This is a genomic window from Xenorhabdus koppenhoeferi (assembly GCF_900116635.1).
Taxonomy (GTDB): Bacteria; Pseudomonadota; Gammaproteobacteria; order Enterobacterales; family Enterobacteriaceae; genus Xenorhabdus; species Xenorhabdus koppenhoeferi.
Genome location: NZ_FPBJ01000010.1, coordinates 19,359 through 42,170, shown reverse-complemented (window position 1 = coordinate 42,170; position 22,812 = coordinate 19,359). Strand labels below are relative to the sequence as shown.

General features: G+C 43.6%; 18 protein-coding genes. 10 read left to right on the top strand and 8 right to left on the bottom strand.

Annotated features, from left to right (window positions below):
- Complete coding sequence (gene ligA, locus BM329_RS05050; RefSeq protein ID WP_092549829.1) at positions 1 to 2,016, bottom strand: NAD-dependent DNA ligase LigA; 2,016 nt, start codon at positions 2,014 to 2,016, stop codon at positions 1 to 3.
- Positions 2,017 to 2,075: 59 nt separating this feature from the next.
- Positions 2,076 to 3,002, bottom strand: coding sequence for a cell division protein ZipA (gene zipA / locus BM329_RS05045; RefSeq protein ID WP_092549826.1), 927 nt, complete (start codon positions 3,000 to 3,002; stop codon positions 2,076 to 2,078).
- Between the two features lie 220 nt (positions 3,003 to 3,222).
- Here zipA and cysZ point away from each other — a divergent pair, with 220 nt between their 5' ends.
- From cysZ to crr, 5 genes are all read left to right on the top strand, one after another.
- The gene (gene cysZ, locus BM329_RS05040; protein ID WP_092549823.1) at positions 3,223 to 3,999 is read left to right on the top strand and encodes a sulfate transporter CysZ; all 777 of its coding nucleotides are present in this window, start codon (positions 3,223 to 3,225) and stop codon (positions 3,997 to 3,999) included.
- A gap of 481 nt (positions 4,000 to 4,480) precedes the next feature.
- Entirely contained in the window at positions 4,481 to 5,434 is a 954-nt protein-coding gene (cysK, locus tag BM329_RS05035) for a cysteine synthase A (protein WP_092549820.1), read from the top strand.
- Positions 5,435 to 5,892: 458 nt separating this feature from the next.
- The gene (gene ptsH / locus BM329_RS05030) at positions 5,893 to 6,150 is read left to right on the top strand and encodes a phosphocarrier protein Hpr (RefSeq protein WP_092549817.1); all 258 of its coding nucleotides are present in this window, start codon (positions 5,893 to 5,895) and stop codon (positions 6,148 to 6,150) included.
- A 130-nt stretch (positions 6,151 to 6,280) separates the two neighbouring features.
- Positions 6,281 to 8,008 (top strand): phosphoenolpyruvate-protein phosphotransferase PtsI, encoded by a 1,728-nt coding sequence (gene ptsI / locus BM329_RS05025; protein WP_092549814.1) that lies wholly within the window; start codon positions 6,281 to 6,283, stop codon positions 8,006 to 8,008.
- A gap of 47 nt (positions 8,009 to 8,055) precedes the next feature.
- Positions 8,056 to 8,565, top strand: a complete 510-nt coding sequence (crr, locus tag BM329_RS05020; protein ID WP_092549811.1) for a PTS glucose transporter subunit IIA — start codon at positions 8,056 to 8,058, stop codon at positions 8,563 to 8,565.
- A 299-nt stretch (positions 8,566 to 8,864) separates the two neighbouring features.
- On the opposite strand, the gene cysM is transcribed toward crr, so the two are convergent.
- From cysM to cysP, 5 genes are all read right to left on the bottom strand, one after another.
- Positions 8,865 to 9,746, bottom strand: coding sequence for a cysteine synthase CysM (gene cysM, locus BM329_RS05010; RefSeq protein WP_092549805.1), 882 nt, complete (start codon positions 9,744 to 9,746; stop codon positions 8,865 to 8,867).
- Between the two features lie 131 nt (positions 9,747 to 9,877).
- Positions 9,878 to 10,966, bottom strand: a complete 1,089-nt coding sequence (gene cysA / locus BM329_RS05005) for a sulfate/thiosulfate ABC transporter ATP-binding protein CysA (protein ID WP_092549802.1) — start codon at positions 10,964 to 10,966, stop codon at positions 9,878 to 9,880.
- Positions 10,963 to 11,826, bottom strand: a complete 864-nt coding sequence (cysW, locus tag BM329_RS05000) for a sulfate/thiosulfate ABC transporter permease CysW (protein WP_092549799.1) — start codon at positions 11,824 to 11,826, stop codon at positions 10,963 to 10,965. The genes cysA and cysW overlap by 4 nt, the downstream gene beginning before the upstream one ends.
- Positions 11,826 to 12,656, bottom strand: a complete 831-nt coding sequence (gene cysT / locus BM329_RS04995) for a sulfate/thiosulfate ABC transporter permease CysT (RefSeq protein WP_422643816.1) — start codon at positions 12,654 to 12,656, stop codon at positions 11,826 to 11,828. The genes cysW and cysT overlap by 1 nt, the downstream gene beginning before the upstream one ends.
- Positions 12,656 to 13,684, bottom strand: coding sequence for a thiosulfate ABC transporter substrate-binding protein CysP (gene cysP, locus BM329_RS04990; protein WP_177216190.1), 1,029 nt, complete (start codon positions 13,682 to 13,684; stop codon positions 12,656 to 12,658). Before cysP ends, cysT begins: the two co-directional genes overlap by 1 nt.
- A 682-nt stretch (positions 13,685 to 14,366) precedes the next feature.
- Between cysP and BM329_RS14375 the strand changes: the two genes are divergently transcribed.
- The 5 genes from BM329_RS14375 to lpdA all read left to right on the top strand — a co-directional run bounded on the left by BM329_RS14375 (position 14,367) and on the right by lpdA (position 22,272).
- Positions 14,367 to 14,849, top strand: coding sequence for a hypothetical protein (locus BM329_RS14375; protein ID WP_143101211.1), 483 nt, complete (start codon positions 14,367 to 14,369; stop codon positions 14,847 to 14,849).
- A gap of 544 nt (positions 14,850 to 15,393) precedes the next feature.
- A complete protein-coding gene (pdhR, locus tag BM329_RS04985) occupies positions 15,394 to 16,158 on the top strand; it encodes a pyruvate dehydrogenase complex transcriptional repressor PdhR (RefSeq protein ID WP_092549790.1) in 765 nt (254 codons plus the stop codon).
- 239 nt (positions 16,159 to 16,397) lie between these two features.
- Positions 16,398 to 19,061 (top strand): pyruvate dehydrogenase (acetyl-transferring), homodimeric type, encoded by a 2,664-nt coding sequence (gene aceE / locus BM329_RS04980; protein WP_092549787.1) that lies wholly within the window; start codon positions 16,398 to 16,400, stop codon positions 19,059 to 19,061.
- Positions 19,062 to 19,074: 13 nt separating this feature from the next.
- Complete coding sequence (gene aceF, locus BM329_RS04975) at positions 19,075 to 20,643, top strand: pyruvate dehydrogenase complex dihydrolipoyllysine-residue acetyltransferase (protein ID WP_092549784.1); 1,569 nt, start codon at positions 19,075 to 19,077, stop codon at positions 20,641 to 20,643.
- Positions 20,644 to 20,844: 201 nt separating this feature from the next.
- Positions 20,845 to 22,272: a dihydrolipoyl dehydrogenase gene (gene lpdA, locus BM329_RS04970; RefSeq protein ID WP_092549781.1), complete on the top strand. Its 1,428-nt coding sequence runs from the start codon at positions 20,845 to 20,847 to the stop codon at positions 22,270 to 22,272.
- A gap of 228 nt (positions 22,273 to 22,500) precedes the next feature.
- Here lpdA and BM329_RS14670 read toward each other — a convergent pair whose 3' ends face one another.
- Positions 22,501 to 22,665 (bottom strand): hypothetical protein, encoded by a 165-nt coding sequence (locus BM329_RS14670; RefSeq protein WP_177216189.1) that lies wholly within the window; start codon positions 22,663 to 22,665, stop codon positions 22,501 to 22,503.
- Positions 22,666 to 22,812 lie beyond the last annotated feature (147 nt).

Below are 22,812 nucleotides of genomic sequence, written 5' to 3'. Positions count from 1 at the left end.
TTAACCTAATAAGCGGATCATTTCTTCTTCACCAATAACAGGAATGCCTAATTCATTGGCTTTAGCCAACTTGGAACCCGCTACTTCCCCGGCAATAACCAAATCCGTTTTCCTGGAAACACTCCCCGTCACTTTTGCACCTAAAGCTACCAGTTTATCTTTGGCCTCGTCTCTGGATAAAGAGCTTAATGAACCCGTCAATACGACAATTTTACCGGCAAATGGGCTATCAATTTCATCCAAACTCGGGCTTTCAACAGATTCCCAAAGGATTCCAACATTATTGACCAAATCATCAATCACAGCCTGATTATGTGGTTCGCTAAAGAAATTCACGATATGGCTGGCAACAATGCCTCCCACATCCTGCACTGCAACTAATGCATCCATATCCGCTACACGCAATTTTTCCAATGTACCAAAGTGTGCAACCAGATTAGCGGCAGTCGCTTCCCCAACCTCACGAATTCCCAATGAATAAATAAAACGAGCAAAAGTGGTTTTCTTGGATTTATCCAAAGCATTAATGACATTTTGTGCCGATTTAGGCCCCATTCGATCAAGACCCGTTAATTTTCCAGCGGTCAGACGGAAAAGATCAGCCGGTGTTTTGACATATTCTTTATCAACAAGCTGCTCAATAATTTTTTCGCCCATGCCGTCAACATCCATCGCCCGGCGGGAAACAAAATGTTTCAGCGCCTCTTTGCGTTGCGCTCCACAGAACAACCCCCCCGTACAGCGGGCTACTGCTTCTCCTTCAACACGTTCGATATCTGAACCACAAACCGGACAATGTTCTGGGAAAACTATTTCCTGACTTTCTGTTGGTCTATTCTCATGAATAACACCAACGACTTGCGGGATAACATCTCCAGCACGACGAATAACTACAGTATCACCAATACGCAGTCCCAAACGTTCAATTTCATCGGCATTGTGCAATGTGGCATTACTGACAGTCACACCCGCGACCAATACAGGTTCCAAACGCGCCACTGGCGTAATCGCTCCGGTACGCCCGACTTGAAATTCAACATCACGCACAGTCGTTATCTGTTCTTGAGCAGGAAATTTGAAAGCCGTTGCCCAACGCGGTGCCCTGGCAACAAAACCCAGCGTTTCCTGTAATTCAAGGGAATCGACTTTAACAACAACACCATCAATATCAAAACCTAATGTCGGACGCTGTTGCTCAATGTTATGGTAAAATTCCATTACTTGTTGAGTACCCTGACACAGTTTCACTTTGTCACTGACTGGCAATCCCCACTTTTTGAATTGCATCAAACGTTGATAATGACTAGCAAGCAGTTCTCCGCCCTCCAGAATGCCAACACCATAGCAATAAAAGGTCAATGGACGTTTAGCGGTAATACGTGGATCAAGCTGGCGCAACGATCCGGCTGCTGCATTACGGGGATTGGCGAAGACTTTATTACCTGTGCGGCGGGCTTCTTCGTTGAGTTTTTCAAACCCCGCCTGTTTCATAAACACTTCACCACGGATCTCAACACGGGCCGGAATATTCCCCCCTTTCAAACGCAAGGGAATAGCGTGGATAGTACGAATGTTAGTGGTAATGTTTTCCCCTGTTGTTCCATCTCCGCGCGTTGCTGCCTGCACCAATTCTCCATTTTCATATAACAGGCTGACAGCCAGACCATCGAGTTTCAGTTCACAACAAAATACTAAATCCCGGCTATCTTTCAGACGGTCACGAACACGCTTATCAAATGCCAGATAACTCCCTTCATCAAATACGTTATCTAAAGACAGCATAGGGATCTCATGGCGCACCTGTTCGAAAACTGTCAATGGGGCTGCACCAACACGTTGTGTGGGAGAGTCAGCCGTGATCAGCGTTGGGTGTTGTTCTTCCAGCGCTCTTAATTCCCGCATTAAACGATCATATTCTGCATCAGGGATCTCTGGCGCATCCATAACATGATACAAATATTCATGATGACGCAATGTTGTTCTTAATCCGTTAATTTTTAAGATAATAGTTTTCATGACTTCTCACCAGAGATGAAAAAAACCCCGACTTAGCGGGGCTTAATACTAAAAAAGAGTTATTCATTGACGTTGAGCGTATTGCGGATACGCGCTTTATAAACTTCGATCATCTGCGGAGTAAGCATCTTACGCTCACCATCCAGAACTACGCCACCTACATCAGCTGCAATGCGCTGTGCCGCTTGTAGCATCAGCTTGAAATTCTGATTGGAATCACCGTATGAAGGCACCAGCATAAACATGGATATCCCGGGAGTGGTGAAATCTACCATTAGGTCTGGATCAAATGAACCCGGCTTTACCATATTAGCTAAACTGAACAACACAGCACCACTACCCGATGGATTCAAGTGGCGATGGAAAATATTCATATCACCAAACCGGAAACCAGCCTGCAAAATGCTTTGAAGTAAGACATCACTATTCAGTTCCTGACCATGATGAGCGGCAACATGTAACACCAGTATAGTTTCTTTTTGAGTTTGCTCGGGCTCGGCCTGCGCTTCATTTTCCGCCGCTTTTAGTTGCCCTTCAGCAATATCAGTATCAGTGTTTTCTGCCCTTTTCGGTTCAGCTTGCTCAATGGAATCAAATAACCCGAGCTGAGGCTCTTCCTGAGATTCAGTGACAACTTTCGCTTCTGTAGCTGATATGTCAGTCTGATCTCTTTCAAGTAAAAGGTCCGAACCATTATCAGGCTCGGACACTGATGATTCAGATGTTTGACGTTCAATAACTGGCTCTGCACGATGTTCAGTACGCCGTTTTACCGACTCCTGTACAGGTGCTTTTGACGAATTATCAAACAGTCCATCATTATTATTCTCTAACTCTTCCTGATGCCCCTGTTTATGACGTTTAACTGGGCGATCACGAAAGAGTGATGAACGCTCTTTACGGCTGGTCCACAACCCATGTAATAGCAAAGCTATTATGGCTATCGCACCAACAACGATTAATATCAGACGCAAATCCTGCATCATTGCTATCTCTGTTGTTTAAATTAATTGCCACCACGGCGGAATCTTCTCTAGATAAGAGTATTTGTCAAATAAGACAAGTGCAAGTCTCTACATACTTTTCTTACCATAAAGAGAGATATTCTCTATTTTTTCGGATGTTTTTTACACACAAAATTACTGGTCAGTAGAAAATCCTGCCTATATCATACCGTCTCAATCATCTAAGAGAGAATAAGAAAATATGACGAATTCGACAAAGTTGCCAAAACATTTAGGCGGATTTCATTATATTGTGCGAGGTTGGCAGCTGATCACCCGCCCTGGCATTAAAAGATTCGTTTTATTGCCTTTACTGGCTAATATTTTGTTGCTAGGTGGTTCATTTTGGTGGCTATACCAGAAATTGGATGGCTGGATACAATGGACACTCAATAAAATACCGGATTGGATGGAATGGTTAAGCTACCTGATATGGCCAATTGCGTTCATTTCCATCTTACTAATTTTCACCTATTTCTTCAGCGTATTTGCCAATTTCATTGCCTCACCATTCAATGGGTTATTGGCAGAAAAACTGGAGGCTGACCTGACGGGTATTCCTGCACCAAATACAGGTATTATCGACTTATTCAAAGATACGCCGCGCATTTTAAAACGTGAAATAGTGAAAATTCTTTACTACATTCCCCGTGCTATCGCTCTTTTGTTGCTTTATTTTATTCCCGGGATTGGCCAAACCGTTGCCCCTGTCCTTTGGTTTATTTTCAGTGCCTGGATGCTGGCTATCCAATATTGTGATTATCCATTTGATAACCACAAAGTCAGTTTTGCCACCATGCGCAATACATTGAGACAAAACAAAATTGACAACCTTCAATTTGGTGCAATGGTGAGCGTATTAACCATGATCCCCGTAATAAACCTATTCATTATGCCAGTTGCGGTTTGTGGCGCTACCGCAATGTGGGTTGATCGCTATCGTACTCAACATGCGCTAAATCACACAGCATCAAACTGATTTGATTTTTTAAACCTACAACATAGCTCCCTGACAAGCTATATACCCGTCGTCTTTCAAGATGCAGCTTTGTTGGCTGCGCTCACTCACCCCAGTCACATAGTTAGCTATGTGACTGGGGATTAATGAAAGGCTCCTGCCTTTCACCGGAGGTCAGCCTTTGGCTGGGCAAATTCGTTCCCGACGAATTTGTCATTCCCTTGCCGCCGCGCTGTATCTTGAAATCCATTGGGTAGTAAGTGTATCAGGGGGTTTGTTTGATGATTTGTATCACATTAATCAGAAAATCGACAAGATGACCGAAAATAATACAAATAGTTACTCCAATCATAAATAGCCTAAACAATATAAAATAACCATCTAATATTCTTTTATATAATAACAATAGATTGAAACCTTATTTCCATAAATAAGATGTTAGCGTATGTTTAATCAATTATGTTTAATCAATATTTAACGGTATCTCAAGGACAATCGAACAATGAGCAAAATTTATGAAGACAATTCGTTGACTATTGGTCACACTCCGTTAGTACGCTTAAAAAACTTCGCCAATGGTCGTATCTTAGCGAAGATTGAGTCACGCAATCCCAGCTTCAGTGTAAAATGCCGCATTGGCGCTAATATGATTTGGGATGCAGAAAAACGTGGCATCCTCACTAAAGATAAAGAACTTATTGAACCAACCAGTGGTAATACAGGAATTGCTCTTGCTTATGTTGCTGCTGCCCGTGGTTATAAACTGACATTGACCATGCCTGAAACCATGAGCCTTGAGCGCCGCAAGCTCCTGAAAGCACTGGGAGCTGATTTGGTATTAACTGAAGGCGCAAAAGGCATGAAAGGCGCTATTGAAAAAGCCAACGAAATTCATGATAGCAACCCTGACCGTTATGTACTTCTACAACAATTCAGTAACCCAGCCAACCCAGAAATTCACGAAAAAACAACTGGCCCTGAAATCTGGGAAGATACTGACGGTAATGTCGATGTTTTCGTGGCGGGTGTAGGCACTGGCGGAACTATCACTGGTGTTGCCCGTTACCTGAAAAATACCTGCGGCAAGCAAGTCACTATCGTTGCGGTAGAGCCAGAAGATTCACCTGTTATCAGTCAAAAATTAGCAGGCGAAGAGCTTAAGCCAGGCCCACATAAAATCCAGGGAATTGGGGCGGGTTTCATCCCTGAAAATTTAGATTTAACATTAGTTGACCGTGTATTTAAGATCAGCAACGATGAAGCCATTCGAACAGCACGTGAAGCCACTGAAAAAGAAGGAATTCTTTCTGGTATTTCTTCAGGTGCAGCAATTGCGGCAGCAGTTAAATTATCGCAGGAAGATGGATATAAAGATAAGAATATCGTGGTGATTTTACCTTCTTCTGCTGAGCGCTATCTGAGTACCGCCCTGTTTGCTGATTTGCAGAGTGATTAAAAATTATCCCGCACTATTTTTTACTACATTAACAAAAGAGCACCTTAAGGGCGCTTTTTTGTGCATTAGGTCAAACTTTAAAACTTTCCTAGATGATTTATTCAAGTAGCTTTAGTATTTAACCAGTAATTATTTTGATGCATGAAATTAATCTTCAAGCAGGCATCTTTGAGGGTTAATTCATTCCGCCATTACTCGGATAGTGTGTATTAACACGGATAGTGTGTATTAACACTAAATCAACAATTGAATGCATCAAGTATGTTAATTTTTTGATAATGACTATTATGGCCAATGGATTTTGAGTTGCAGCAGCAACACAGCCTGAAATATGAAGTGTCTACACTTTACTTTCATTATCAATTTAACGGTTGTACAAGTCCGAGTGAATTCAACTACACTAGCTTTAGAATTCTCTTGACTTATTCAACGAATATTTAAGTTATTGAGGAAATACTATGTTCCAGCAAGAAGTTACCATTACTGCACCAAACGGCCTCCATACTCGCCCTGCGGCACAATTCGTCAAAGAAGCAAAAGGCTTCTCTTCTGACATTACCCTGACTTCTGGAGGCAAGTCTGCCAGTGCAAAAAGCCTGTTTAAGCTGCAAACGCTGGGTTTGACTCAAGGTACAGTCGTAACAATTGCTGCTGAAGGCGAAGATGAGCAACAAGCTGTTGAGCATCTAGTTAAGCTGATGGGTGAATTGGAATAACCCCCACCCCGCTAATTAAACCAATCTATTTCATTCGATTATCCCCGGAACCATAAAATTCGGGGATATTTAAAGCCTCCCCTTCTGAAGGCACAATGAAAGGTAATCACCCGCAGTAAGGTCATATAGTATGATTTCAGGCATCTTAGTATCACCAGGTATTGCTTTCGGTAAAGCCCTATTGCTGAAAGAAGACCCCATAATAATTAATCAGAAAAAAATTATCCCTGAACAGGTCGAACAAGAAATCTCCCGCTTTCAGCAAGGCCGCGATAAATCCTCCGCACAGTTAGAAATAATCAGAAAAACAGCCGAAAAAAATCTGGGTGCAGAAAAGGCCGAAATCTTTGAAGGCCATATCATGTTGCTGGAAGATGAAGAACTAGAGCAGGAGATTATTAGCCTGATTAAGAAAAATCTGGCAACAGCAGATTCTGCCGTTTATTCCGTCATTGAAGATCAGGCCAAAGCTCTGGAAGAACTGGATGATGAATATTTGAAAGAACGTGCTGCCGATGTACGGGATATCGGTAAACGTTTACTGAGAAATATTCTGGGTATGCCAATTATTGATTTAGGCTCAATTGACGAAGAAGTTATCCTGGTTGCCAGCGATCTGACTCCATCAGAAACCGCACAACTCAATCTGGATAAAGTACTGGGATTTATTACTGATTTGGGCGGTCGTACTTCCCACACTTCCATTATGGCTCGCTCTCTGGAACTGCCTGCGATTGTTGGTACAACCAATGCAACCAGGCAAATCAAGAACGGCAACTACCTGATTTTGGATGCGGTTAACAATCAGATTTACGTGAATCCATCAGATGCTGAAATCGAGCAATTGAAAGCTACAAAAAGCGAGTATCTGACAGAAAAAACTGAACTGGCGAAATTGAAAGATTTGCCCGCTATTACTCTGGATGGGCACCAAGTTGAAGTTTGTGCCAATATCGGTACGGTTCGTGATGTCATAGGGGCTGAGCGCAATGGAGCGGAAGGAGTCGGTTTATACCGTACAGAGTTCCTGTTTATGGATCGCGATGCCCTGCCAACTGAAGATGAACAGTTCGAAGCCTATAAAGCGGTTGCAGAAGCAGTTGGAAATCAAGCGATTATTATTCGGACGATGGACATCGGCGGTGATAAAAACCTGCCTTATATGAATTTACCAAAAGAAGAGAACCCATTCCTTGGCTGGCGTGCGATTCGTATTTGTCTTGATCGTAAAGAGATCTTACATTCTCAATTGCGTGCTATCCTGAGGGCTTCCGCATTTGGTAAACTTCGTGTCATGTTCCCGATGATCATTTCAGTTGAAGAAATACGGGAATTAAAAACCGAAGTCGCATTGCTCAAAGCGCAGTTACGCAATGAAAACAAGGCATTTGATGAATTAATAGAAGTCGGCATTATGGTGGAAACGCCTGCTGCTGCAACCATTGCTCATCATCTTGCAAAAGAAGTTGACTTTTTTAGTATTGGGACGAACGATCTAACCCAGTATACTCTTGCGGTAGACCGTGGTAATGAGCTGATTTCTCATCTTTACAACCCAATGTCACCCGCCGTGTTGAGTCTAATCAAGCAAGTGATTGACGCCTCACACACAGAAGGTAAATGGACAGGTATGTGTGGAGAACTTGCTGGTGATGAACGTGCTACACTGCTGCTTTTAGGCATGGGATTGGATGAATTCAGTATGAGTGCGATATCAATTCCACGTATTAAGAAAATCATTCGTAATACTAATTACAATGATGCAAAAGCCCTGGCAGAACAAGCTTTAACTCAGCCAACAGCACAGGAATTGATGGATTTGGTTGACACTTTTACCAGAGAAAAAACACTCTGCTAAACACATTAGCCAGAACACGGTCCCATTAAACAATTAGGAGAAGATTCATGGGTCTGCTTGATAAATTAAAATCTCTGGTTTCAGACGATAAAAAAAATAGCGGCAGTATTGAAATTATCGCCCCATTATCAGGTGAGATAGTCAGCATTGAAGATGTACCCGATGTTGTTTTTGCTGAAAAGATTGTGGGGGATGGTATTGCGATTAAACCAACAGGAAACAAAATTGTTGCTCCTGTTAATGGCACCATTGGTAAAATCTTCGACACTAACCATGCTTTCTCTATCGAGTCCGATAGTGGCATAGAGCTATTCGTTCATTTTGGTATTGATACTGTTGAGCTTAAAGGTGAAGGCTTCAAGCGCATCGCCGAAGAAGGTCAACGGGTACAGAGGGGCGATTTGGTTTTAGAGTTTGATTTGGCATTTCTGGAAGAAAGAGCTAAATCAACCCTGACTCCTGTTGTTATTTCTAACATGGATGAAATCAAAGAGTTATCTAAACTAACCGGGTCTGTCATCGTGGGTGAATCAGTCATCATGCGCATTAAAAAATAACAGGACTTTGAATTTGATGGTCTTATCTCCACATAAGAGGGAGATAAGACCATCGATTTCTTCGCAAGACAAATACTTATACACAATGGATTTCAAGATGCAGCGCGACGGCAAGGGAATGACAAATTCGTCGGATAAGGACAATATTATTAATCTGGAAATCATTAAATTTAAATATATTATCAATCCGGGATATCAGAGCAATTAAACAGGAAGAGACCGAACCCAATATATTAAAAGCCGAAACTCTATGATTGATAACCCAAGTTTCGGCTCATACACATTATGATAAAAAGGGATTACTTAAATACCCCTGTCGATAAATACCTGTCACCACGGTCACAAATAATCGCCACAATAACCGCCCCCGGGTTTTCTGCTGCAATGCGCAATGCCCCCGAAACCGCGCCACCAGAGCTGACACCACAGAAAATACCTTCTTTCTGTGCCAATAAACGCATGGTAGTTTCCGCTTCAGTTTGTGTGATATCCAGAACTTGATCCACCAGTTCTTTCTGATAAATGCCGGGCATATAAGCCGGAGACCAGCGGCGAATACCGGGAATGTGGCTATTTTCTGCGGGTTGCAATCCTGTGATGTGTACCTTGTCTGACTGGGATTTCAGATAACGACTCACACCGGTAATCGTCCCTGTTGTTCCCATGCTGGAAACAAAATGCGTAATTCTTCCCTGTGATTGCTGCCAGATTTCCGGGCCGGTGGAATTAAAATGAGCAAGAGAGTTATCTTCATTATTAAACTGGTCAAGAACTTTCCCTTCTCCATTTTTTTCCATTTCTTGTGCCAAATCCCGCGCACCTTCCATTCCCAATTCTTTACTAACCAGAATTAATTCAGCACCATAAGCCCGCATTGATGCCTGTCTCTCGAGGCTCATATTTTCAGGCATAACTAACTTTAAACGATAACCTTTTACTGCCGCAATCATAGCCAGTGCAATGCCGGTATTACCACTCGTTGCTTCTACCAGAATATCACCCGGTGTAATATCTCCACGCAACTCCGCTTGCTGGATCATTGAAAATGCAGCTCTGTCTTTTACGGAGCCAGCAGGATTATTCCCTTCCAGTTTTACCCAAATTTCCGCATTAACACTTTCTGTTAATCGTTGTAATTTTACCAGCGGTGTATTACCTATAAATGTTTCCAAGCTTGCCACAGCATTACCTAATTCATATGAGAATGGATAACCAAATAATCATATTCAGAAAACTGTAGCAAGATTTTAAGAAAAAAATCCTTGCCCACGCTCTCTTTGAAACAGGGGTTTTAATAAAAAATGCAATTAAATCAGGCAGATTCAGCTAATCGCATGACTTTTAATGGTATATTATCAGAATACAAGCGAGCGCCCGCACCACCAATAAAATAGTTATCGCCCCTAACGGGAATTAATGAAGCATCCAGCCAGACAACTGACAAATTACCCTCTCCCCAACCTATAGGCTGAACATAAACCAGAGAAAAATGCCCACGAGGACTAACCTCTACAATTTGAACAGGTAAAGGGCAAAGGGTGGTTTGCTGTAAACTGAGTCTCATATCCCACGGACGGAAAAAAACATCAACATGTCCTTCATGCAAAGGCTTTCCATTTAACGGAAAGATTTTCCCGCCAATCCAGAGATGGGAACCTTTAATCTCACCATTCAACTTATTAATATCCCCCATGAATTCCAGTACAAAGCGGCTCTCCGGCTCACTCCATAGCTGTTGTGGTGTCGCAATCTGTTCAATGCTCCCCTGATTCATGAGCACCACTCTATCAGCAATTTCCATTGCCTCTTCCTGATCATGGGTAACGAATACACTGGTAAATTTCAGCTCTTCATGCAACTGACGCAGCCAGCGACGCAATTCCGTCCGTACCTGTGCATCCAGTGCGCCAAAAGGTTCATCCAATAAGAGGATCTGAGGCTCAACAGCCAATGCCCTTGCCAGCGCCACACGCTGTTTTTGTCCGCCTGAAAGTTGTGATGGGTAGCGCTCAGACAAATGAGACAGTTGCACCATATCAAGCAGTGTCATGACTTTACGGCGCAATACTTCACCATTAGGCCGCTGACGGCGAGGAAGGACAGTCAAGCCAAAAGCTACATTATCAAACACCGTCATATGGCGAAACAAAGCATAGTGCTGAAATACAAACCCGACACGCCGATCTTTGGCATGTACCCGGCTGACATTTTGACCATGAAATTTCAATTCACCTGCACTTTGCTGTTCAAGGCCAGCAATTATTCTTAGCAATGTCGTCTTACCAGAACCCGATGGGCCAAGCAGAGCGATCATTTCACCAGATTCAATATCCAGTGAGATATCATTCAGTATCTGAGTCCGGCCAAAAGATTTACTGATTTTACTGATTTCAATGCTCATATTCTGCTCCTGACCTCTCCTTGCAGGCGACTTAAACGCCATTGCAACGCACTTTTGACAATCAGAGTAATAACCGCCATCACTGCTAACAAAGCTGCCGCTGTAAATGCACCAACCGTGTTGTAATCCTGGTACAGCAACTCAACCTGCAAAGGCAGTGTATAGGTTTCTCCCCTAATCGCCCCCGATACCACAGAGACAGCACCAAATTCGCCAATCGCCCGCGCATTGGTCAAGACAACGCCATATAGTAATGCCCAGCGAATATTCGGCAGTGTCACACGCCAAAACATCTTCCAACCGGAAGCCCCCAATAATATGGCAGCTTCATCTTCTTGGTTGCCTTGGCTCAACATCACAGGTACCAATTCACGTATGACAAATGGGCACGTTACAAAAACTGTCACCAGTACCATCCCCGGCCATGAAAACATCAATTGAATGTCATAAGCGTTCAACCAGCCACCTAACCAACCATTGGCACCGTAAAATAAGAGATAAAGCAGACCCGCAACAACTGGCGAAACCGCAAACGGAATATCAATTAATGTCAGTAATAATTGCCTGCCGGGGAATTGGAAACGTGTCACCAACCATGCTGTCATCACACCAAAAACCAGATTGATGGGTACAGTGATAAGCGCAATCATCACCGTCAACCAAATGGCATGCAGCATATCCGGGTCGAAAAGATTCTGAGCAACAATGTCCAGCCCTTTAGAAAAGGCTGTCAAGAAAATCCATGCTATTGGTAACACCAGCAATAAAACTGAAAAAAATATGCCTGTGCCGATCAGTAACCATTTTCCCCAGTTTATGGGCAAGCTCTGTGCTGCGGTGTATCCGGAAAATTCAGTCATCAGTGCCCCCCTATTCGTTTACCAAAGCGACTTTGTAATATATTGACGCTAAACAGCAGTAATAACGATGTAGCGAGGATAACCGAAGCAATCGCACTGGCTGCCGGATAATCAAACTCTTGCAGGCGGATGAAAATCATTAAAGAAACAACCTCAGTTTGCCACGCAATATTGCCCGCAATAAAAATTACCGCCCCAAATTCCCCTAAACTACGGGTAAAAGAGAGTACCGTTCCCGCCATCAATGCTGGTGATACTTCTGGCAAAATAACCCGCTGGAATGTTTGCCAACGCCCCGCTCCCAATGTCTGGGCCGCTTCCTCATACTCAGAGCCCAATTCTTCAAGAACAGGCTGCACGGTACGGACAACAAAAGGCAGACTGGTAAAAGCCATTGCAACCGCAATACCCAGCCAAGTATTGGTGACTTTGATATCAAAATTGCCAAGCCAGGCACCATACCATCCGGTTGTAGAAAACAGGGTCGCCAGCGTTAAGCCCGCAACGGCCGTTGGCAAAGCGAATGGCAAATCCATCAAACCATCAAGTAAGCGGCGTCCCCAAAATTGATAGCGTGTTAATATCCATGCCATCAACATGCCAAAAACCATATTGAACAAGCTGGCAACGGCTGCTGCCAGTAATGTCACCTTATAAGCAGCAACAACCTGCGGGTTGGCGATCACCTGCCAATATTGCTCCCATGTCATGCTGGAAAGCTGCATCACCAAAGCACTTAATGGCAATAGCAGAATAAGGCAGGTATAAAACAGGCTACTCCCTAAATTAAGCCCGAATCCGGGCAAGACACGTTTGCTAGATCCCCACATTATTTACGCCCTTCCGCCAATATCTGATCAAATATACCGCCTGTGTTGAAATGGGTTTTCATCACTTGAGACCAGTTACCAAATTGTTCTTCGAGCCGAAACAGTCTGGTTGCAGGAAAACGGCCCTGCTGGGATTCCATGACATCTTTATCAAATACACGGTAATTGAAGCTGGCGATCATTTGCTGGGCAGCCGGGCTATACAGGTAATCTAAATATGCTTTAGCCGCAGATTCGGTGCCATTTTTCTGGATATTTTTATCCACCCAGGTCACAGGAAATTCAGCCAGAATATTCATGGGCGGCACAATGACTTGGTAATTATCTTCACCGTACTGTTTGCGAATGTTATTGACCTCAGACTCAAAACTAATCAAAACGTCCCCCAGCCCACGCTCAATAAAAGAAGTCGTTGCTCCACGCCCTCCTGTGTCAAACACCACAACATTCTGCAAAAGACGCAGCATCTGTTGGCCGACTTTCTCTGGCACTTGAGGATATTGCTGCTCAAAAGCCCCCCAAGCCGCCAGATAGGTATAACGCCCATTACCTGAAGTTTTTGGATTCGGAAAAACTAATTTCACGTCATGGCGTGATAAATCATCCCAATTATGAATATGCTTAGGATTATTTTTGCGTACTAAAAAAGCCATAGTGGAATAGTACGGAGAGCTATTATTCGGTAAACGCTGCTGCCAGTTGGCAGGAATAAGGTTGCCACGATCATGCAGGATCTGAACATCGGAAACTTGGTTATAAGTAACAATATCAGCCCGCAAACCCTGCAAAATAGACAGCGCTTGTTTAGATGAACCACCATGAGATTGTTTGACAGTCAATGTGTTCTGTGGATGCTGTGTATTCCACTGTTTCTCAAACTCAAGGTTCAGGTTCGAAAATAATTCGCGCCCGATATCATAAGAGCTATTCAGCAATTCGACAGCCACGGCGTTGGCACTATAAGCATTGATGCCAACCAAAAGTGATAGGGTAGCCAATCCGCCCAATAAGTTATTTTTTATTGCCATTATATTCACCCAACACCTTACCTATCACGCAATTTGACAACAATTTCTTCTACTGTATCCAGAATATTTATAACAGGGTAGTTTACTCTCCCCTGTTTTATATACCGAATTTTCATTAGAAATGATGAAACGCGATAAGATGAAAGAAATCTGATCCGACTAATTTAAATGAAAAATCACAGAAAAATACTAAGATACTGGATGTGGATGTCAGGTACACAGAACACACTTCCTTAGCTACCCTCTTTCACGCTGGTAACTGTACAGGTTTATTTCTACTATACACTTCGTCTTTCAAACTGCCTCTTTGTTGGCTGCGCTCGCTCACCCCGGTCACATAGTTATCTATGCTCCCGGGGATTTGCTCTCTTGCCGTCGCGATGCAACTTGAAATCCATTGTGTATAGAACTCCATAAAATGGATAAAAACTATGGTAATTATTGTAATAACATTACCAACTATTTTTCCAGTTATTATTTTGCGTATTGCTATTGATTTTTTCTTGTTAATTATCATCCCCCGTATATCAGTAGAAAAACATTCCATAAACAAAAACCAAAAAAATATATTAACGACACAACATTGCAAAATTGTTTAAAAAAATACAGTTACAGTTAAGTCATATTTGTCATATTTGTCATATTTGTCATATTTATATTACATTGAAATTTATATTACATTATGTTCAATTCATTGATTGTAATTATATTTATTATCATGCTCTCCCCTCATGGGACAGTAAAAACACCTGACCAAAGAGTGATTGAAAGGGTCATTAAGTCAGTTAATTTTCATGGTCCGCTAATTCGTACTCTACGTAAGAAAAATAAGAGAAAAATAACCCATACCTGCCATGAATATTACACTAAAAGTCAATTACCTTATGATTGGATAGATTGGATAGATTGGATAGTATTAAAGGGAAAATCCGACTTTTCTGCCATTGAACACCATTATATATTTAAAAACATTAATGGAGACATTAAAACAAAAATTGATCATAATAATGAAAATAACCAACACCCCTTGATGCCAAAAGATCTTCTTGTAATAAAAAATAACTATCTAATTAAACTCACTTATTTTATAAAGCATTCAATATACACAATGGATTTCAAGTTGCATCGCGACGGCAAGAGAGCAAATCCCCGGGAGCATAGATAACTATGTGACCGGGGTGAGCGAGCGCAGCCAACAAAGAGGCAGTTTGAAAGACGAAGTGTATAAAAGCATATAGAAAATAGCTGACTGAATAGTAAAAAATCACTCACCCATTTCCTATTATTTATATTCATTCAGTAATCATCATGCTATTCAAATTCCCTTCACAAAACGTCAACACGCCCTAATTTTTTATTCTGTTTTACTGAATATTTTCTGACTAATTATGCATGTGCGCGCGTTTGATGAATGTTAAGTCCTATCAGGTTGTCCTACTTTAAAATCTCTTTTGGTTATAATTTTCTGATAAAATTTAAAATAATTTGTTAAAATTTGCAGGATTTTATGATTTGCCTAAAGGTCTTTATAGACAGCTAGTGAATACTTTGTTACTTTAAGACCTTGTACTCTAAATTGGTATTACCAATTGACTACAGACTACAGCCCCGTTAGTGAGGTTTATTTGGCCGAAATTTGGTCAATAAGATTCAGGTAACTAGGGCATGGTCCAAAGCAACATTTACTCATTGAATGGCTTACAGCAGATATGGCCTATAGCAAGATTCGCCAACCAAAGTTATCAGATGTGATTGAGCAACGTCTTGAGCAGCTCATTCTCGAAGGCTCGCTACGCCCGGGAGAGAAGCTGCTGCCTGAACGTGAGCTCGCGAAGCAGTTTGAAGTATCACGCCCTTCATTACGCGAAGCCATTCAAAAACTGGAAGCCAAAGGCTTTCTGTTCCGTCGTCAGGGGGGAGGAACTTTCGTGCAGAACAACCTGTGGCAAAGTTTCAGTGACCCTCTTGCTCAACTTATTGCAGAAAATCACGAATCCCAATTCGATCTCCTTGAAACGCGACATGCGTTGGAAGGGATTGCGGCCTATTACGCAGCCCTTAGGGGAACCAGTGAAGATTTTAAACGTATTGAAAAAAGCCATCTTGCTATTCAGGAAGCCCAGCAAAGTGGTGATGTAAATGCGGAATCTGATGCTGTCTTGCAATATCAGCTTGTTGTTACGGAAGCTGCTCATAACGTGGTATTGCTGCATTTATTACGCTGTATGATCCCGATTTTAAAACAAAATATCAGACGTAATTTTGAGTTCATTTATACCCGTAAAGAGATGTTGACAGCCGTTAGTGGCCATAGGGCTGAAATTTTTCGCTCTATTATGGCGAGAGAACCGGAAAAAGCCCGCGAGGCTTCCCATCGCCATTTGGCCTTTATCGAAGAAGTTTTATTGGATCTGACTCGTGAGCATACTCGTCGTGAGCGTTCATTGAGGCGGCTCCAGCAAAATCAGGAATAAGAGCCTATCCCTTGGGGCATCGTTGATAAATCAAATTCCCGAACGGATAGGTTCTAAACTTGACTGTACAGATCCTGACTGCTGCGTTTGTACAGTTCGTCAACTCTTTATCCAAGAGTTTTAGCGGCAATATATAGCAGGGCCTATCTTCCGGTCATAACATGCAGTTCGTCAAAGGGTATGACCGGAAGATAGGCTCCAACAACCATTAGAAATAGATAACAGATAAGGAATACACCATGTCAGATATGTTGAAAAATGACGTGGATCCGATCGAAACTCGCGATTGGTTACAGGCGATCGAATCGGTCATCCGTGAAGAAGGTGTTGAGCGTGCTCAGTTCCTGATTGATCAGGTTTTAAATGAAGCTCGTAAAGGTGGCATTAACGTTGCCGCAGGTGCTGCAAGCCGTGATTACATCAACACTATTCCTGTTGAGGATGAGCCTGCTTACCCTGGCAACCTGGATTTGGAACGCCGTATCCGTTCCGCTATTCGCTGGAACGCAGTGATGACTGTTCTGCGTGCATCCAAAAAAGATCTGGAACTGGGTGGTCACATGGCTTCATTTCAGTCTTCCGCGACTGTTTATGAAGTTTGTTTTAACCACTTCTTCCGCGCTCGTAACGAAAATGATGGCGGTGACTTGGTTTACTTCCAGGGTCACATTTCTCCGGGTGTTTACGCTCGCGCATTCCTTGAAGGTCGTCTGACTGAAGAGCAGATGAACAACTTCCGTCAGGAAATTGGTGGTAATGGCCTGTCTTCTTACCCGCATCCAAAACTGATGCCTGACTTCTGGCAGTTCCCAACTGTTTCTATGGGTCTGGGGCCAATCTCTGCTATTTATCAGGCTAAATTTCTGAAATATCTTGAAAATCGTGGCCTGAAAGATACTTCTAAACAAACCGTTTATGCTTTCTTGGGCGACGGTGAAATGGATGAGCCAGAATCCAAGGGTGCGATCACTATCGCAACTCGTGAAAAACTGGATAATTTGGTATTCATCATCAACTGTAACTTACAGCGTCTGGATGGCCCGGTAACTGGTAACGGCAAAATCGTTAACGAACTGGAAGGTATCTTCGACGGTGCTGGCTGGCAGGTACTGAAAGTTCTGTGGGGTGAGCGTTGGGATGCGTTGCTGCGTAAAGATACCAGCGGTAAACTGGTTCAGTTGATGAACGAAACGCTGGACGGCGACTATCAGACATTCAAGTCTAAAGATGGCGCTTATGTTCGTAAGCATTTCTTCGGTCGCTACCCTGAAACTGCGGCATTGGTCAAAGACATGACTGATGAGGAAATCTGGGCGCTTAACCGTGGTGGTCACGATCCTAAGAAAGTATTTGCTGCACTGCAAAAAGCACAGAATACCACGGGTAAACCAACTGTGATCTTGGCTCAGACCATTAAAGGTTATGGTATGGGTGACACCGCTGAAGGTAAAAACATTGCCCATCAGGTTAAGAAAATGAACATGGAAGGCGTTCGCCAGTTCCGTGATCGTTTCAATGTGCCTGTAGCTGATGAGCAGATCGAAAAACTGCCATATGTTACTTTCGACAAAGATTCTGAAGAGTCTAAATATCTGCATGAGCGTCGTAATGCTCTGAATGGTTACCTGCCAAGCCGTCGTGTTAACTTCGACGAAAAACTGGAAATCCCTGCACTGGAAGATTTCAGTTCTCTGCTGGAAGAGCAATCCAAAGAAATTTCTACTACTATCGCTTTTGTTCGTGCATTGAACATTATGCTGAAGAACAAGTCGATCAAAGATCGTCTGGTTCCAATCATTGCTGACGAAGCACGTACTTTCGGTATGGAAGGTCTGTTCCGTCAAATCGGTATCTACAGCCCGAATGGTCAACAGTATACTCCGCAAGACCGTGAGCAGGTTGCATACTATAAAGAAGACGCCAAAGGTCAGATCCTGCAAGAAGGTATCAATGAACTGGGTGCTGCTTCATCTTGGCTGGCGGCTGCAACTTCTTACAGCACGAACAACCTGCCAATGATTCCGTTTTACATCTACTACTCTATGTTCGGATTCCAGCGTATCGGTGATCTGTGCTGGGCGGCAGGTGACCAGCAAGCCCGTGGCTTCCTGGTAGGTGGTACTTCTGGTCGTACGACTCTGAACGGTGAAGGTTTGCAGCATGAAGATGGTCACAGCCACATTCAGTCTCTGACAATTCCTAACTGTGTCTCTTATGACCCAGCGTTCGCTTATGAAGTTGCTGTCATCATGCATGATGGTTTGGAGCGTATGTATGGTGAGAAACAAGAGAACATCTACTACTACATTACTACCCTGAACGAAAACTATCATATGCCGTCAATGCCTGCGGGTGCTGAAGAAGGTATCCGTAAAGGTATCTACAAGCTGGAAAGCCTGGAAGGCACGAAAGGTAAAATTCAATTGCTGGGCTCCGGTTCTATCCTGCGTCATGTTCGTGAAGCAGCGAAGATCCTGTCTGACGAATACGGTATCGGTTCTGACGTATACAGCGTAACTTCCTTCACTGAACTGGCTCGTGATGGTCAGGATTGTGAGCGTTGGAACATGCTGCATCCATCAGAAAAACCTCGCGTTCCTTACATTGCTCAGATCATGAACGAAGCACCAGCGGTTGCTTCTACTGATTACATGAAACTGTTCGCAGAACAAGTACGTAACTTTGTACCTGCAAGCGATTATCGTGTACTGGGTACTGACGGTTTCGGTCGTTCTGACAGCCGTGAGAATCTGCGTCACCACTTCGAAGTTGATGCTTCTTATGTGGTTGTTGCCGCTCTGGGTGAATTGGCTAAACGTGGCGAAGTTGATGTGAAATTGGTTGAAGAAGCCATTAAGAAATACAACATCAACCCAGAAAAAGCTAACCCACGTCTGGCATAAGAGGTAAAGAGTAATGTCTATTGAAATTAACGTACCTGATATTGGTGCAGATGAAGTTGAAGTTACCGAAATCATGGTAAAAGTGGGTGACACTGTAGAAGCAGAACAGTCACTGATCACGGTTGAAGGTGATAAAGCTTCTATGGAAGTTCCATCTCCACAGGCGGGAGTGGTTAAAGAGATCAAAATTGCGGTTGGCGATAAAGTTGAAACCGGCAAACTGATCATGGTCTTTGAATCCGCAGACGGTGCAGCAGAAGTTGCACCCGCTCAGCAGGCAGCAGCTCCGGTAGCAGCACCAGCACCAGCTGAAAGCAAAGAAGTTAATGTACCGGATATCGGTGGTGACGAAGTTGAAGTTACCGAAATCATGGTAAAAGTGGGTGACACTATCGCTGAAGAACAGTCTCTGATCACCGTTGAAGGTGACAAGGCGTCTATGGAAGTCCCTGCACCGTTCGCGGGTACTGTGAAAGAGATCAAAATTGCTGCTGGCGACAAAGTTAAAACTGGTTCTCTGATCATGGTATTCGAAGTTGCAGGTGCAGCACCGGCGGCAGCGCCAGCAGCGGCTCCGGCTCCTGTGGCTGAACCTGCTAAAACAGCATCTGCTCCGGCAGAAAACAAGCCAGCAGAAAGCAAAAATGAATTCGCAGAAAATGATGCTTATATTCATGCAACTCCGGTGATCCGTCGTCTGGCGCGTGAATTTGGCGTAAATCTGGCTAAAGTGAAAGGCACTGGTCGTAAAGGTCGCATCCTGCGTGAAGATGTTCAGGCTTACGTGAAAGATGCGGTTAAACGTGCAGAAGCAGCACCTGCTGCGGGCGGCGGCTTGCCGGGTATGCTGCCTTGGCCGAAAATTGATTTCAGCAAGTTCGGTGAAATCGAAGAAGTTGAAATGAGCCGTATCCAGAAAATCTCCGGTGCTAACCTGAGCCGCAACTGGGTCATGATCCCTCACGTTAACCTGTTCGATGAAGCGGATATCACTGAAGTTGAAGAGTTCCGCAAACAACAGAACAAAGAAGCTGAGAAGCAACAGCTGGGCGTGAAGATCACTCCGCTGGTATTCGTGATGAAAGCGGCTGCGAAAGCACTGGAAGCAATGCCTCGCTTCAACAGCTCCATTTCTGAAGATGGCCAGAAGCTGATCCTGAAAAAATATGTCAACATCGGCATTGCAGTTGATACACCTAATGGTCTGGTTGTTCCTGTATTCAAGGATGTCAACAAGAAAGGCATCATGGAACTGTCCAGAGAACTGGCTGAAGTTTCCAGGAAAGCGCGTGCTGGTAAGCTGACTGCTTCTGACATGCAGGGTGGTTGTTTCACCATTTCCAGCCTGGGTGGTATTGGTACTACCGGTTTTGCACCAATTGTGAATGCGCCAGAAGTGGCAATCATGGGTCTGTCTCGTTCTTCTATGAAGCCCGTCTGGAATGGCAAGGAATTCGTTCCTCGTCTGATTCTGCCTATGTCTCTGTCCTTTGACCACCGAGTTATTGATGGGGCAGATGGTGCGCGCTTCATCACTTATATTAATCAATTGATGAGCGACATCCGCCGTTTGGTGATGTAATGTAAAGGCCGATAAATATACCGGTCTAATGATTACTGCCGTGACAGATATTTTCTCCTTGCATCTGGCAGGTTGGGATTTCTGTCACGTTAACGCGCTTTTCAGGTTATTTACAATTCTGTAAACTGCTCGCGGTGTGTACGTCCCGGTGGAATATGTTTTTTTCGTCTGACCCGCCGGACAAACAATTAAGAGGTCATGATGAGTACTGAAATTAAAGCCCAGGTAGTGGTGCTTGGAGCAGGCCCTGCTGGGTATTCTGCTGCTTTCCGTTGTGCAGACTTAGGTTTGGATACCGTTTTGGTTGAGCGTTACTCTACTTTGGGTGGTGTTTGCCTTAACGTTGGTTGTATTCCATCCAAGGCGCTGCTTCATGTTGCAAAAGTCATTGAAGAAGCAAAAGCACTGGCACAACACGGTATCGTATTTGGTGAACCGCAAACTGATATCGACAAAATCCGTCTCTGGAAAGAAAAAGTCATTTCCCAGCTGACTGGTGGTTTGGGCGGCATGGCTAAGGGCCGTAAAGTTAACGTTGTTAACGGTATCGGTAAATTTACAGGTGCTAACACTCTGGTAGTAGAAGGCGAAAACGGCGCAACAACGATTAATTTTGATAATGCCATTATCGCAGCGGGTTCACGCCCTATTCAGCTACCATTCATTCCACATGAAGATCCTCGCGTATGGGATTCTACCGATGCACTGGAATTGAAAACGGTTCCGGGACGCCTGCTGGTAATGGGCGGCGGTATCATTGGTCTGGAAATGGGTACGGTTTACCACGCTCTGGGTTCTCAGATTGACGTGGTTGAAATGTTCGATCAGGTTATTCCTGCTGCGGACAAAGACATTGTTAAAGTGTTCACTAAGCGCGTCAGCAAGAAATTCAACCTGATGCTGGAAACTAAAGTGACAGCGGTAGAAGCTAAAGAAGATGGCATCTACGTAACAATGGAAGGTAAGAAAGCCCCAGCGGAACCACAGCGTTATGACGCAGTTCTGGTTGCTATCGGTCGTGTACCAAACGGTAAATCGCTGGATGCGGGTAAAGCGGGTGTTGAAGTTGATGAGCGTGGCTTTATCCATGTTGATAAGCAAATGCGTACTAATGTGCCTCACATCTTTGCTATCGGCGATATCGTTGGTCAGCCAATGCTGGCACACAAAGGTGTTCACGAAGGCCATGTTGCTGCTGAAGTTATCTCTGGCAAGAAACATTATTTCGATCCAAAAGTGATCCCATCCATTGCTTACACTGAACCAGAAGTAGCATGGGTTGGCCTGACTGAGAAAGAAGCGAAAGAGAAAGGCATCAGCTACGAGACTGCGACTTTCCCGTGGGCGGCATCTGGTCGTGCAATTGCGTCCGACTGTTCAGATGGTATGACTAAGCTGATTTTCGATAAAGAAACTAACCGAGTTATCGGTGGTGCTGTTGTTGGTACTAACGCCGGCGAACTGCTGGGTGAGATCGGCCTGGCTATCGAAATGGGCTGTGATGCAGAAGATATTGCTCTGACTATCCACGCTCACCCAACTCTGTATGAATCAATCGGTATGGCTGCGGAAATTTACGAAGGCAGCATTACTGACTTGCCAAACCCTAAGGCAAAGAAAAAGAAATAATTCTTTAGATTTTGCAATAGTGATGAAAAGCGGCTTTTATTATATACACAATGGATTTCAAGTTGCATCGCGACGGCAAGAGAGCAAATCCCCGGGAGCATAGATAACTATGTGACCGGGGTGAGCGAGCGCAGCCAACAAAGAGGCAGTTTGAAAGACGAAGTATATAGAGGCCGCTTTTACATCCAGCCCCTTATTCTAAACATATCATTTTTTACACAGCTAAAGTTATGGCATATATTTTCTCAGTCGATAAGTATTGCCAACAACTACCCACTCATTACTCTCAGATGGATATAATTTCATTTGGGTAGTTTCAAAGTGACCGAAACCATAAGGTTCGAACTCTAATCTTTCATAGAAAAGAATTGAGTAAGGTTTTGCTTCTGCCATTAATTCTCCACCACTAATCACATGTTTTTGGAGAAAACAAACTTATTTATCCCGAATTTTATCGCGGTTCAATGTTGATTTTATGTGAATGAATTAACATAGTATTCAAATTTTGGTATGCTAAGTACCCGAAGCTGAGCATAATTC

Excerpts from the sequence above, each read along its gene's own strand:
- ligA (WP_092549829.1), bottom strand. The coding sequence starts at position 2,016 with ATGAAAACTATTATCTTAAAAATTAACGGATTAAGAACAACATTGCGT.
- zipA (WP_092549826.1), bottom strand. The coding sequence starts at position 3,002 with ATGATGCAGGATTTGCGTCTGATATTAATCGTTGTTGGTGCGATAGCC.
- cysZ (WP_092549823.1), top strand. The coding sequence starts at position 3,223 with ATGACGAATTCGACAAAGTTGCCAAAACATTTAGGCGGATTTCATTAT.
- cysK (WP_092549820.1), top strand. The coding sequence starts at position 4,481 with ATGAGCAAAATTTATGAAGACAATTCGTTGACTATTGGTCACACTCCG.
- ptsH (WP_092549817.1), top strand. The coding sequence starts at position 5,893 with ATGTTCCAGCAAGAAGTTACCATTACTGCACCAAACGGCCTCCATACT.
- ptsI (WP_092549814.1), top strand. The coding sequence starts at position 6,281 with ATGATTTCAGGCATCTTAGTATCACCAGGTATTGCTTTCGGTAAAGCC.
- crr (WP_092549811.1), top strand. The coding sequence starts at position 8,056 with ATGGGTCTGCTTGATAAATTAAAATCTCTGGTTTCAGACGATAAAAAA.
- cysA (WP_092549802.1), bottom strand. The coding sequence starts at position 10,966 with ATGAGCATTGAAATCAGTAAAATCAGTAAATCTTTTGGCCGGACTCAG.
- cysW (WP_092549799.1), bottom strand. The coding sequence starts at position 11,826 with ATGACTGAATTTTCCGGATACACCGCAGCACAGAGCTTGCCCATAAAC.
- cysT (WP_422643816.1), bottom strand. The coding sequence starts at position 12,656 with ATGTGGGGATCTAGCAAACGTGTCTTGCCCGGATTCGGGCTTAATTTA.
- cysP (WP_177216190.1), bottom strand. The coding sequence starts at position 13,684 with ATGGCAATAAAAAATAACTTATTGGGCGGATTGGCTACCCTATCACTT.
- BM329_RS14375 (WP_143101211.1), top strand. The coding sequence starts at position 14,367 with ATGTTCAATTCATTGATTGTAATTATATTTATTATCATGCTCTCCCCT.
- pdhR (WP_092549790.1), top strand. The coding sequence starts at position 15,394 with ATGGCCTATAGCAAGATTCGCCAACCAAAGTTATCAGATGTGATTGAG.
- aceE (WP_092549787.1), top strand. The coding sequence starts at position 16,398 with ATGTCAGATATGTTGAAAAATGACGTGGATCCGATCGAAACTCGCGAT.
- aceF (WP_092549784.1), top strand. The coding sequence starts at position 19,075 with ATGTCTATTGAAATTAACGTACCTGATATTGGTGCAGATGAAGTTGAA.
- lpdA (WP_092549781.1), top strand. The coding sequence starts at position 20,845 with ATGAGTACTGAAATTAAAGCCCAGGTAGTGGTGCTTGGAGCAGGCCCT.
- BM329_RS14670 (WP_177216189.1), bottom strand. The coding sequence starts at position 22,665 with ATGGCAGAAGCAAAACCTTACTCAATTCTTTTCTATGAAAGATTAGAG.